We start from the raw sequence: 12164 nt of genomic DNA, 5'->3' as shown, positions 1-12164 counted from the left end.
ACCTACGCCTTGAGCATGATCTTGCGCGCCTCGCTCTTGGGCAGCCGGTCGATGTACAGCCTGCCGTCGAGGTGTTCGGTCTCGTGCTGGAAGCACCGGGCCAGCGAGCCGCGCGCCTTCGCCCGTACGGGACGGCCCAGCCGGTCGAAGCCCTCGACCGTCACCCCGGCGGCCCGCGCGACCGGCGCGTAGGACGGCCGGCCTGCCTGCCGGTCGGGGACGGACAGGCAGCCCTCCTCGTCGACGACCTCCTCCGGGTCGTCCACGGTCAGCACGGGGTTGACCACGTGCCCCTTGCGGCCGCTGATGTCGTAGACGAACAGCCTCCGGGAGACGCCGATCTGCGGCCCGGCCAGGCCGACCCCGTCCACCGCGTACATCGCCTGGAACATCTCGTCGATCAGCCGGCGCAGCTCGCGGTCGAAGCCCTGCACGGGCTCCGCGGGCGTGCGCAGGACCGGGTCGCCGATCACGCGGATCTCACGCATGGATGCTCTACCTCCGTAAGGACTGGACAGCCACAGGGCCCCTTACTCTAGCCAGAACGCAGGCGTCGGGAGTCCGAGGGACGCCGCTGTGGAAGACTGGTGCCGTGCGCGTCTACATCGGTGCCGACCATGCCGGCTATGAGTTCAAGAACCATCTCGTGTCCTGGCTGAAGGACCACGGCCACGAGGTGACCGACTGCGGTCCCTTCGTCTACGACGCCGAGGACGACTACCCGGTGTTCTGCCTCCGGGCGGCCGAGGGCGTGGCCGACGACCCCGGCAGCCTGGGCGTGGTCATCGGCGGGTCCGGCAACGGTGAGCAGATCTCCGCCAACAAGGTGCGCGGCATCCGCGCCGCCCTGGCCTGGAGCGAGGAGACGGCCCGGCTCGCCCGCGAGCACAACAACGCCAACGTGGTCAGCGTGGGCGCCCGGATGCACTCCACCGAAGACGCCACCAGGTTCGTCGAGGTCTTCCTGTCGACGCCCTTCTCCGGTGCCGAGCGCCACAGCCGTCGCATCGCCCAGGTGGAGACCTACGAGACCATCGGCCAGCTGCCCTCGCTGCCCTAACCTCCGCGGCGCTTGGGGTCGCGCCTCGGCATCTCGTCACGCAGGGGCCGCCGGTCGGCGGCCTCCTGCTGCTCCTTCGACGGTTTCGACACGTCGCGTGCGCGCATCGCGGTGACCGTCGTGATCTGCAAACTCTGCAGCGCCATGACTCGGAGCCTACGTCAGAAGGTCAGCCCCGCCCATGGCCTGGGGCTCCACGACATCGCCGTGGCCAGCGCCCGCACCGCGCCGGGGGAGTGCTCGCGCAGCAGACCGGCGTCGAGCTGCGTGGTGAGCAGCCCGTCGCCCAGGTAGCCCGAGCCGAGCGAGGAGATCGGCAGCGACACGTCGGGCTCGTCCTCGACCGGCTTGCACTCGGCGCCCGTCGGGTCGGCGCTCAGCCGCCAGCGGCGCGCGTTCCACGGGCACACCTCGTCCTCGACCTCGATCACCACGTCGACCGCCGCGGCGTAGGAGCGCGCGGTCAGCGCCCGGTCGACCTCGACCAGCCGGACCCAGAGCTCGTCCGACCACGACGCGCGCAACTGCCGCGGGTCGGCGAGCAGGGCGATGATCGGGTCGTCGACCGGCCTGCCGGCCGCGTCCACCCGCGACACCAGGTCACGGTCGAGCACGCTGCGCCACAGCAGCGCGTAGGCCGCGGGATCGGCCGCCTCCAGCTCGTACAGCTTCAGCTCGCCGTCGGGCACCCCGTTGGAGTCCCAGCTCGCCTTGATCCGGAAGATCGCGTAGCCGCGCACCCCCTGGTCGTCCTCGGCGATCACCGAGCGCAGCATGCCCTGCCCGTGCTGGTCGAACTCCTCGTCGGCCAGCAGGCCCGTCCAGAAGTGCTCGTTGCGCAGGTAGCGCCCCGGGCGCCGGGACGCGATCGAGGCGAACAGCCGCTCGAAGTCGGCCCTCGCCTCGGCCGGCTTCGCCACCCTGATCCGGAGCGACGGATCTCCGGGAGTGTCCCGGACGAAGGCCGAGCCGTGCTTGTGGATCCGGAACGACAGCTCGCCGGCCGCCCGGCCGTAGCCGAACCTGCCGTAGATCGCCGCCTCGGAGGCGTACAGGGCGGCGACGGACTCGCCCCGCTCGCGGATGTCGTGCAGCTGCCGGCGCATCAGCGCGGACAGCACGCCCCGGCGGCGGTGTGAAGGGAGCACGCTGACGGCCGTCACGCCGCCGACCGGGATCTGACCGCCCGGCACGGTCATCGTGAGGCTGAAGACGGCAGTGACGCCCGCGATGACCTCGCCGTCGAACGCCGCCAGAGTGCGGTCGAACTCGCTCTGCGCCTTGTGTCGTGCGAACTGCTGAGGATGGGGCGTCCAGCCGAACCCCTCGGAGAGCACCTCGGCGAACGCCGGCCACTCGGCCTCGTCAACCGGACGGATCGGATACGTCATCCGTCCACCGTATGAGCCCCCAGAGGCGAGAGCCACCGATTATCCAGGCACGATGATCAAGGCGTTGGTCAAGTGGGCTGCCCAAAGCCGGGCCAGACCGCTACAGTCAGGCGCATCATGAGTTCCCGTCCGGCGCCGCTGATCCCGCCATGGCTCCGTGCGCTCCTCGTACGGGTGCCGTTCCTGGTGGCCGCCGTACGGTTCCTCAGGAGGGGGCCGCTGGCCCGTGACCGCAACCTGCTGGTCACGCTCACCGTGCTGACGCTCCTGGTGGGCCTGCTGGCCGCCCGGGTCTCGACCGAGTGGTTCTCACCCTCGCTGCTCATCCTCATCACCCTGCTGGGCGGGCTGCAGCTTCGGCTGGCCAGCCTGGCCAAGCTGCTCGTGGCCGTCGCCGTCGCGCTCGGCTACATCGCCATCACCCTCGGCGTGGGCAGGATCGGGCTCGGGCTCATGGTGACGATCGGCTTCACCACGGTCCTGGCCGTGCTCATGGCCCGCACCCGCGGCAAGCTCGGAGTGCAGGGGCTGCGCGGCGACGCGATGCTGCTGGAGTTGCGCGACCGGCTCAAGAGCCAGGGTGAGCTGCCCGCGCTGCCCAAGGACTGGGGCGCCAAGGTCGTGCTCAAACAGGCGGGCGGGTCCTCCTTCGGCGGCGACTTCCTGGTCTCCATGCGCGACGACGACAAGGTGGAGATCGCCTTGGTCGACGTGTCGGGCAAGGGCGTCGACGCGGGCACCAGGGCGCTGCTGTTGTCGGGCACCTTTGGCGGGCTGCTCGGCTCGGTCGACGACTTCCTGCCGGCCTGCAACGCCTACCTCCACCGCCAGCGCGGCGACGAGGGGTTCGTGACCGCCGTGCACGTCCGGCTCGACCTGGCGACGGGCGCCTACACGATCACCTCGGCCGGCCATCCGCCGGTGGTGAAGTTCGACGCCGGCACGGGCAACTGGCAGGTGGCCACGGCCAAGGGCGTGGTGCTCGGCGTGGTGCCCGACCTGCACTGCGAGCCCGACAGCGGCACCCTGCGCAAGGGCGACGCGTTGCTGCTCTACACCGACGGGCTGATCGAGGAGCCCGGGCGCGACATCGACGCCGGTCTCGACAAACTGCTCGGCGAGGCGGAGCGGCTGCTGCCGTCGGGGTTCCGCGACGGCGCGCGGGCGCTGGTCAACGTGATGTCGTCGGGGCACAACGACGACTGCGCGCTGGTGCTCATCTGGCGTCCGTAGTGACGCGCGGTGACGGGTAGTGACGAACGACACGGGTCGCACCGTGACCGAACGCATGCCCCAACGATGATCGCGGTCACTGGCCGGTGCCCAGGAGTCCTGGGATTCTCGTAATGCTCTGCCCATGAGCCCGAGCCCCGGGGGAGCGGCGCGGCTCCGTCCGGGGTTCGGCCCGCTCGCGGCGGTTCTCACACCGCTCCTGGTGACGTTCTCGTGGCGGCCCTTGTGGCGGCCCTTGTGACGGGCCTCGCGCCGGTCAGAGCCAGCCGGCGTCGCTGGCGATGCGTACGGCGTCGAGGCGGTTGCGCGCGCCGGTCTTGCACATGATCCGCGACAGGTGGTTGCGTACGGTGCCGACCGACAGGAACAGCTGGTCGGCGATCTCCGCGGACCGGGCGCCTCCGGCGGCGATGCGCAGCACGTCGAGCTCCCGCCGGGTCAGTGGGTTGGCGGCGGCCTGCAGGGCGGCGATCGCCAGCTCCGAGTCGACCGCCCGGCGGCCCGCCGCGACCTGCCGCAGACCCTCCGCAAGCTGCTCGGGAGCGACGTCGAGGCTCATGAAGCCGAGCGCGTGCGCGGCGAAGGCCCTGCGCACCTGGCCGGGCGTCGGCTGGGCCGACAGGACGAGCGCCCGGCAGCCGGGCGCCTTCTCGTGCAGCCGCGCGACGGCGGGCACACCACCCGAACCGGGCAGATCCAGGTCGATGACCGCCGTGTCGGGCTCGTAGGTGAGCGCCGCGGGCAGGACGTCCTCGGCGCTGCCCACCTCGGCGACGACGTGCAGGTCGGGCTCGGCGTCGAGGGAGGCGACCAGGCCCCGCCGCACCAGCGGCAGGTGCTCGGCGACCAAAATCCGGATCAAGGCGCCTCCCTTCGTCACGTCCCAGAGTGATCGTCTGATCGCGCACTGTCAACGCAGTCTGTCGATTCCGCAAAGCGTGTGCAAGCCATCCAGGTGTGGAGAGTTCGACTAGTCTGTGCCTGTCAAGACCTTCCGCCGGCCTGGAGCGCGCGTATATGGACTGGCTCTTCCTCGCGGGGATCGTCATCTTCTTCATCGGGCTGATGGCGTCCATCGCACTGCACGAGATCGGCCACCTCGTGCCGGCCAAGATCTTCGGCGTCAGGGTGCCCCAGTACATGGTCGGCTTCGGGCCGACGGCCTGGTCACGCAGGAAGGGCGAGACGGAATACGGCATCAAGTGGCTGCCGCTCGGCGGTTACATCCGCATGATCGGCATGCTGCCGCCGCGGCCGGGCGACGACCCCGCCAAGCTCAGGGGCAGTTCGACGGGCCCGTTCCAGAGCCTCATCGAGACCGCCCGCGAGGTGGCCCTGGAAGAGGTCCGGCCCGGCGATGAGAACCGCGTCTTCTACCGGAAGAAGTGGTGGCAGAAGGTCATCATCATGTCCGGCGGCCCGGCGATGAACTTCGTGCTGGCGTTCGTGTTCTTCTCGATCCTGCTGGTCGGCATCGGCCTGCCGGGCTACGCCCCGATCGTGTCTCCGCAGACCCACACGTGCGTGATCCCGGCCACCGAGAAGCGCACCGAGTGCAAATCCACCGACGAGCCCACCCCCGCCGCCAAGGCCGGCATGAAGGCCGGCGACGAGATCGTCTCTTTCAACGGCCGGCCCGTCACCTCCTGGGACGACGCCACCCGCCTGATCCGCTCACACGGCGCCGGCGCCGCCGAAGTCGGCATCCTGCGTGGGGGCAAGCCCATGACGCTCGACGTCACGCTCATCGCCCAGGACCGGCCGAAGCCCGACGACCCCGCGACGATTGAGAAGAACGTCGGCTTCCTCGGCGTCATGCCCACCGAGGTCATGCAGAAGCAGAGCATGGGCCAGGTCGTCGGCTACATGGGCGAGCTGACCGGCAGGGTGGCCGTCTCGCTGGTCAAGCTGCCGGAGAAGATGGTCGGCGTGTGGCACGCCGCCTTCTCGGGCGAGAAGCGCGACCCCGAGGGCCCGGTCGGCGTCGTGGGCGCCGGACGCCTGGGCGGCGAGATCCTCGCCTCCGACATGACCGGCACGCAGAAGTTCGCCATCTTCGTCAACCTGCTGGCCGGCTTCAACCTGGCGATCGGCATGTTCAACCTCATCCCGCTGCTGCCGCTCGACGGCGGCCACATCGCCGGCGGGCTCTGGGAGGGCATCAAGCGCGCCTACGCCCGGATCATGCGGCGGCCCGAGCCCGCCTACGTCGACATCGCCAAGGTGCTGCCGCTCACCTACGCGCTGGCCTTCGTGATGATCATCATGGCCGGCCTGCTCGTCTACGCCGACCTGTTCAACCCGCTCAGGCTCACCGGCTGACCCTCGGGCGTACCGTCTGACCATGGATCCGCTGGACGAGTTGCGCAGGCTCTGCCTGGCCCTGCCCGAGACCACCGAACGACTCAGCCACGGCGAGCCGACCTGGTTCGTCAGGGACAGGAAGACGTTCGTCACCTACGCCGACCATCACCACGACGACCGCCTGGGCTTCTGGTGCGCGGCCCCTCCCGGGGTGCAGGAGGAACTGGTGGCCGAGGACCCCGCCCGGTTCTTCCGCCCGCCGTACGTCGGCCACCGGGGCTGGCTCGGCGTCTACCTCGACGTCGAGGTGGACTGGGCGGAGATCGCGGAGATCGCGGAGATCGTCGCCGACGCCTACCGCGTGATCGCACCCAAGTCCCTCGTGGCCCGCATGCCCTGACGCGGCCGGGCCGTCCTCAGCCTCGCATGAACGGTGCCAAGGTGGAGCCGAAGGCTGCTCCGAAGGCGAGCCATCCGACGAGGACGATGAGCCACAGCATGGCGCGTTTGCTCGGCGGGGGGCCGCTGCGTAGCAGGGAGATGCCCAGGGGGACGAACGCGGCGCAGAGTCCGCCTGCGGCGATGATGGACTGCGGGATCTGGGTGCCTTTGAGCGTCCCGAGCGCGAGCACCGACATCAGGCCGAGCGCGATCGAGCGGCCCAGCCCCAGGGCGCCGGAGCGGTAGGCGCCGATGGCCAGCACGATCCAGCCGATGAAGGCTGGTCCGGACAGTGTCCTGAACGGATGCCAGCGCGTATCCCGCCATGCCACGTAGTAGTCGCCGATGCCGTTGATCATTGCTTGCAGGCCAAGGCTGTCGGTCAGGTGAAAGGCCAGGTGATCGGTGCCGAACTGGAAGGTTCGGGTGAACAGGCCGACGATCACCAGGCAGCCGCCCCACAGTCCCCATAGCGGGCTGGTGGCGGCGATCCTTTGCGCCAGCGTCATGACCGCCGGCCACAGCAGGATGGTCCCGCAGGCGAAGCAGGCGTAGGCGGCGGTGATGAGGGCGGGGTGCCGGGTGTAGGCGGCGAGCTGATCAGGGAAGAAGAAGTGGAACCGGGAGCGTAGGAGAATCCCGGCCATGACCAGGGCGGGGCCGCAGATCAGCGCGACGGCGCTCACCCATCGTCCGGGAAACGGGGGTTGCCGGCCCAGGTTGGCCGTGGCGTTGGCGGCGCGCCGGTCCGCGCCGGCCCCTCGCCATCGGGTGATTCGCCCGCTGAGATCAACATTCATGGCTTCCTGCCCATCTTGTCGGTGCCGGCGCGTCCCGGCTCGGTATGCCGGGCGCACCAGCATGGTGATGGGCGGTGCGGTGGGGGCGCGTCTGGCTCAGGTCGCATCTTGGCGGGCAGGCACGAGCCGGGGGTACGACCCCAGACGGATGCGGGTGTCTGACCGTGGGCAGATGCCGGGCGATCTGGTGAGGCGATAACTTCTCGTCATGGAGTGGGCTCGGCGGCTCGGCGGAAGGGGCGTTGCCGACGCGGCGGTGGCGGTCATCGTGGCGCTGTTCGTCGGATACGCCATCGTCGATCCGCCGGGACCGTCGTCGTGGTGGCCCGCTTGGTCGGCTTGGCCGGTAGCGGCGGTTGTGAGCTTTCCGGTCGCGGTCCGGCGGCGCTGGCCGCGGGCCATGCTCGGTCTCGCGTGCGCCGCGGGCGTGCTGGCGACCGTGGCCGGTGCCGTCGCCGCGGGCGTGATCTGGGTGTCTTTCGTGCCGACCGTGCTCGTGCTGTACCTGGTGGCCACCACCACCTCGGCCGCATGGTCGGTGGCGGGCTTGGCGGTCTGCCTGTCCGCCGCGGTGACCGCGGTCCTGATCTTCTACGCCCAGGTGCTCCCCGGCCTCCCGCCCGCGGCCTCGCCCAGCGAGCTGCCACCGTACTGGCCGATCGAGATCGGGGTGATCGGTGTACTGCTGGCCGCCGGATGGGCCGTCGGAACGGTCGTGCGCTGGAAGCGGGACACGACCGCTCGCCTCGTTCGCCACCTCGCCGAGGCCGCGGTGACCGACGAACGCCGGCGCATCGCCCGGGAACTGCATGACGTCATCGGCCACAGCATGAGCCTGATCGCCGTCAAGGCCACCGTCGCCAACCATGTCGCCGACGCCCGCCCGCAGGAGGTACGCGCCGCGCTGGCCGTCATCGAGCAGACCAGCCGAAGCACGCTCACCGAGATCCACCGAGTGCTCGACCTCCTGCGATCCGACGGCGATCCCCAGCAGGCCCATCTGCCCGTCCCCGGCATGGCGGGTCTGCCCGAGCTGGCCGCTCACGCCCGCTCGGCCGGGGTCGAGGTGGACCTGACCGTCCGCGAAGAAACTGCGATACCTCCCGCGGTCGCGGTGTCGGTGTACAGGATCGTGCAACAGGCCCTGACCAACGTCATCACCCACGCGGGGCCCACCCGCTGCTCGGTCACCGTGGACATCGACGGACGGGAAGCCGTGATCGAGGTCGTCGACGACGGCCCCCGCCACGGCCGGCCGCCGCGACCGGGCCACGGCGGACACGGCCTCATCGGCATGCGCGAACGGGCCAAGATGTACGGAGGCACGTTCAGCGCGGAATCCCGGCCCGAAGGAGGCTTTCGCGTGGCGGCTCGACTGCCCTACGACCCGAACGGCACCGTGACATGAGCGCTGTGACATGAGCGCTGTGACATGAGCGTCGTGACATGAGCATCGACGCCGCCCCGCACAATCCGTCCCCGCCCATCCGGGTGCTGCTCGCCGAGGACCAGGTCTTGGTACGCGACAGCCTCAAGGTCCTCATCGACACCACACCGGGGCTGGCCACCGTGGGCGAGGCGGGCACCGGCGCCGAAGCCGTGCTCCTGGCCCGCCGGCGGCGACCCGACGTCGTCCTCATGGACGTGCGCATGCCAGACATGGACGGCATCGAGGCGACCAGGCGGATCTGCGCCGACCCGGCCAGTCCCGGCGTGCGCGTACTGATCCTCACCACGTTCGATCAGGACGAATACGTCTACGCGTCGCTACGGGCAGGTGCGAGCGGCTTCCTCCTCAAGCACGCCACCGCGACCGAGTTGCTGGCCGCCATCCGGGTCGTCGCCTCCGGCGAAGCACTGCTGGCGCCCACCGTCACCCGCCGGCTCATCGCCGAATTCCTGCGAGGCCCTCACCTCGCCCCGGTCGTGCGAGACCTCAACCACATCACCCAGCGTGAGCGCGAGGTGCTCACCCTCATCGGCAAGGGAATGTCCAACTCCGAGATCGCCGAGCACCTTCACCTCACCGTCGGCACGGTCAAGACCCACATCGGCCGGCTCCTGGCCAAACTGCACGCCCGCGATCGGGCCCAACTCGTCATCGCCGCCTACGAAGGCGGGCTCGTCCACCCGTCGCCGCAATGATCACCAAGCTCGCCGGGCCCAGCCGCGGTCAAGCCTTCCTTACCCCGGCGGCCTGCCTCCGCGTGAATCGTCCCTCGCGGAGGTCGCCGACCGACAAGCTCTGGCAGACCCTTTGGAATCATTTGGACACGGCTCAAAGAGTCGCGGTCACGGGACGGCGACCGCCAAGGTGGGCGGGAACAGAGGTGAGCGCCGCCACCACGAGCACGGTTGCCAGCACCATGGCGATCAGCTGCCAGGGCACGGGAAGCGTGGCCTTCTCGCTGTCGCCGCCGGTGATCGTGTTGATGGCGGCGAACAGCGCCCAACCTCCCGGGAAGGCACCCAGGACGGCGCCGACGAGCGCGGGCAGCACCTGCGCGGCCGCCAGGGCGACGGTCATTTCCTGCGGGGTGGCGCCGAGGGCGCGTGCCAGCGCCGACGCATGCCGGTTGTCGAGCACCGTCGCCCAGGTGATGACGATGGCGTTGACCGCTGCCAGGGAGAGCAGGATGACCGTCCAGACCAGGAGCACGTGCCGCAGCGTCTCCACCTGATTCTCGTCATATCCGCCGGCGTCCGGCTGGATGGCGAGGAAGGCGTTGAGCACCACCAGGACGTAGATCCCGCTGACGGTGATCGCGATGCTGACCATACCCAGCACGACTCGTCGCGGCCGGCGGGCGGCGACCCGCAGAGCGAGAAGCAGCGGGACGGGCAGTCGCGCCGAGAGAGTGATCAGCCAACCGGTGCGGCGGGGTGGGCGTGCCGCGTCGGCCAGTGCGCTGACGGTGCTGGCGCGGGCCGCGCGCACGGCCGGAACAGCGGTCGCCACCACCGTGACTCCGAGTGCCACGGCGGTCACCAGACCGATCGTGGACCAGGTCAACGACGGCGTGTCCGCGCTGCCGACGAGGCCGGCACTGGACTCGGTGAGCAACGGAGCGGTCAGCGCTCCGATCGTCAGCCCGGCCGCGGCCGCGACGACGGCCACGAGGAGATACTGCGCGAGCAGCACGGCAGCGACCAGGCTCGGGGTGCCGCCAACTGCCTTGAGGAGTCCGACTCGTCGGGTCTGATCGGCCATCCGGCCGCCGACCAGCACCGAGAGACTGGCCACGGCGAGCAGGCCGAGCAGCCAGGCGCCGATCATCAGCAGGATCTGGGAGTCCCGGGCCAGGTCGGTGGCGTCGGCGAGAATGCTCTCCCAGGTCCGCATCGGCATGGCGCCGCCATGATCGCCGCCGTTCCGGTCGACGAATGCCTGGGCTTCGTCCGGGGCGGCCAGCTTCAGGTTCATCACGTAGGACAGGGAGCTTCGGTCCGAGGCGAGGCTCCGCACATCCGCCTGGGTGAGCCAGACCAGCCCGGGATTGCGCAGCAACCCCGCCGGCAGGTCCCGGTCGTCGGGGATGGCGCCGTTGATGCAGCCGGCGGCGACGATGCAGGACGCCCCGGGATAGGGCGGCATGGCGGCGGTGACCGCGACGCCGACGACCTTGAACGACCTACCGCCCAGGGTGACCGAGTCACCGACGCCCACATCGAGCGAGTTGGCGAAGGCGGCCTCGAGCACCACGCCGCCGTCGCTGACCCAACCGCCCCGCGTCACCTCGGGCTGATCGACCGCCGCGATAGTGGCGTCGCGCCCTTCGACCTGCACGTCCGACGTCCGGCCGGACGCCTCGAGCCTCCCCGCGATGACGGGGTACGGTCCGCTGTGCTCGGTGACGCCGGAGGCGGTGGCCAGTTTCCCGAGCTCCGCGAGGCCGGCGAGGTCGGCGGCCTGGCCGACGTTGGCGACCACGTCGGGTCCCTTGGTCGCCGCCCGGGTGCTCTCGTACGGGTCGCTGGCCGCATCGCGCAGGACGAGCCCGAGCGTCAGCGTCGTGGTGGCGGCCAGGATGGCGATCAGCAGTAGCGCGGCCTCGGTGCGGCGCCGCCGGAGGTCTCGCAGGGCGAGACGGATCACGAGGAGGATGCGGCCCATTCCGGTCAGTCCTCCAGCCCGACGAGCGCGCCGAGCTGCCCGGTGGTGCCGCCGGTCAGCCGGGTCTCGTCCACGAGCGTGCCGTCGCGCATCGAGAACTTCCGGTCCGCGGTGGCCGCGATCCGCGAGTCGTGGGTGACGATGACCAGCGTCTGCCCGTACTCGTGCAGGTCCTTGAAGAGCTGGAGGACGTCCAGGGTGGCGGAGCTGTCCAGGTTTCCGGTCGGTTCGTCGGCGAGGACGACCAGCGGCTCGTTGCTCAGCGCCCGGGCGACCGCGACCCGCTGCCGCTGGCCGCCGGAGAGCGCGGAGGGCAGGGAGCGCGACCGGCCGGCGAGCCCGAGCTGATCCAGCAGCTCCTCCGCGCGCCGCCGGGCGACCCGCGGCGAGCGTCCGGCGAGCAGCGCCGGCAGCTCGACGTTCTCGACGGCGGTGAGCTCCTCCATCAGGTGGAAGGACTGGAAGACGTAGCTGACGTCGGTCCGCCGCATCCTGGCCAGGGCCTTCTCGCTGATGTTGTCGATGCGCCGGTTTTTCAGCGACACCTCGCCGCCCGAGGGCCGGTCCAGCCCGCCGAGCAGGTGCAGCAGCGTGGACTTACCGCAGCCGCTGGGCCCCATGATCGCCACCGTCTCTCCCGCGCTGACGTCGAGATCGACCCCGTCGACGGCGCGTACCAGCCCTTCCCCTTTGCCGTACTCCTTCCGTAACCCGCGGGCGCTCAGCAAGGGCGTGTCGGCGGCATTGCTCACGATCCACTCCTTCGGTGATCCAGTTCTTCTCACATGGCTGGGCGTCCTCCCGCCCTCGTCGACATGCGC

The 12164-nt window shown here is 70.4% G+C and carries 13 protein-coding genes; 6 read left to right on the top strand and 7 right to left on the bottom strand.

From position 1 onward, the window contains the following. Positions 1-2: 2 nt before the first annotated feature. Positions 3-488, bottom strand: coding sequence for a peptide deformylase (def, locus tag AB0C16_RS05985; RefSeq protein WP_357679356.1), 486 nt, complete (start codon positions 486-488; stop codon positions 3-5). Between the two features lie 104 nt (positions 489-592). Here def and AB0C16_RS05980 point away from each other — a divergent pair, with 104 nt between their 5' ends. After that, positions 593-1060 carry a ribose-5-phosphate isomerase gene (locus AB0C16_RS05980; RefSeq protein ID WP_357679354.1) on the top strand — a complete coding sequence of 156 codons (468 nt, stop codon included), beginning with the start codon at positions 593-595 and terminating at the stop codon, positions 1058-1060. On the opposite strand, the gene AB0C16_RS05975 is transcribed toward AB0C16_RS05980, so the two are convergent. Further along, positions 1057-1206, bottom strand: a complete 150-nt coding sequence (locus tag AB0C16_RS05975) for a hypothetical protein (protein ID WP_357679352.1) — start codon at positions 1204-1206, stop codon at positions 1057-1059. The genes AB0C16_RS05980 and AB0C16_RS05975 overlap by 4 nt on opposite strands. 15 nt (positions 1207-1221) lie before the next feature. Next, positions 1222-2451 (bottom strand): GNAT family N-acetyltransferase, encoded by a 1230-nt coding sequence (locus AB0C16_RS05970; protein ID WP_357679350.1) that lies wholly within the window; start codon positions 2449-2451, stop codon positions 1222-1224. A 117-nt stretch (positions 2452-2568) separates the two neighbouring features. Between AB0C16_RS05970 and AB0C16_RS05965 the strand changes: the two genes are divergently transcribed. Further along, a complete protein-coding gene (locus AB0C16_RS05965) occupies positions 2569-3684 on the top strand; it encodes a PP2C family protein-serine/threonine phosphatase (RefSeq protein WP_357679348.1) in 1116 nt (371 codons plus the stop codon). Positions 3685-3940: 256 nt separating this feature from the next. On the opposite strand, the gene AB0C16_RS05960 is transcribed toward AB0C16_RS05965, so the two are convergent. Then, complete coding sequence (locus AB0C16_RS05960; RefSeq protein WP_357679346.1) at positions 3941-4546, bottom strand: response regulator transcription factor; 606 nt, start codon at positions 4544-4546, stop codon at positions 3941-3943. Positions 4547-4701: 155 nt separating this feature from the next. On the opposite strand from AB0C16_RS05960, the gene AB0C16_RS05955 reads away from it, so the two are divergent. Together AB0C16_RS05955 and AB0C16_RS05950 are read left to right on the top strand one after the other, a co-directional pair. Continuing rightward, entirely contained in the window at positions 4702-6006 is a 1305-nt protein-coding gene (locus tag AB0C16_RS05955; protein WP_357679344.1) for a site-2 protease family protein, read from the top strand. Between the two features lie 22 nt (positions 6007-6028). Next, positions 6029-6388 carry an MmcQ/YjbR family DNA-binding protein gene (locus AB0C16_RS05950; protein WP_357679342.1) on the top strand — a complete coding sequence of 120 codons (360 nt, stop codon included), beginning with the start codon at positions 6029-6031 and terminating at the stop codon, positions 6386-6388. 16 nt (positions 6389-6404) lie between these two features. On the opposite strand, the gene AB0C16_RS05945 is transcribed toward AB0C16_RS05950, so the two are convergent. Then, positions 6405-7292 carry a hypothetical protein gene (locus tag AB0C16_RS05945; RefSeq protein ID WP_357679341.1) on the bottom strand — a complete coding sequence of 296 codons (888 nt, stop codon included), beginning with the start codon at positions 7290-7292 and terminating at the stop codon, positions 6405-6407. Between the two features lie 145 nt (positions 7293-7437). On the opposite strand from AB0C16_RS05945, the gene AB0C16_RS05940 reads away from it, so the two are divergent. Both AB0C16_RS05940 and AB0C16_RS05935 read left to right on the top strand, forming a co-directional pair. Beyond that, positions 7438-8637, top strand: a complete 1200-nt coding sequence (locus AB0C16_RS05940; RefSeq protein ID WP_357679339.1) for a sensor histidine kinase — start codon at positions 7438-7440, stop codon at positions 8635-8637. A 38-nt stretch (positions 8638-8675) separates the two neighbouring features. After that, a complete protein-coding gene (locus tag AB0C16_RS05935) occupies positions 8676-9374 on the top strand; it encodes a response regulator transcription factor (protein ID WP_357679337.1) in 699 nt (232 codons plus the stop codon). 133 nt (positions 9375-9507) lie between these two features. Here the strand turns inward: AB0C16_RS05935 and AB0C16_RS05930 are convergent, their stop codons facing one another. Beyond that, positions 9508-11343: an FtsX-like permease family protein gene (locus AB0C16_RS05930; RefSeq protein ID WP_357679335.1), complete on the bottom strand. Its 1836-nt coding sequence runs from the start codon at positions 11341-11343 to the stop codon at positions 9508-9510. Between the two features lie 5 nt (positions 11344-11348). Further along, positions 11349-12095 carry an ABC transporter ATP-binding protein gene (locus tag AB0C16_RS05925; RefSeq protein WP_357679333.1) on the bottom strand — a complete coding sequence of 249 codons (747 nt, stop codon included), beginning with the start codon at positions 12093-12095 and terminating at the stop codon, positions 11349-11351. Positions 12096-12164 lie beyond the last annotated feature (69 nt).

Origin of the sequence: Nonomuraea sp. NPDC048916, from assembly GCF_040649575.1 — a bacterium.
GTDB lineage: Bacteria > Actinomycetota > Actinomycetes > Streptosporangiales > Streptosporangiaceae > Nonomuraea.
Note: the sequence above shows the minus strand (reverse complement) of the source record. Positions and strands in the feature narration are given on the sequence as shown.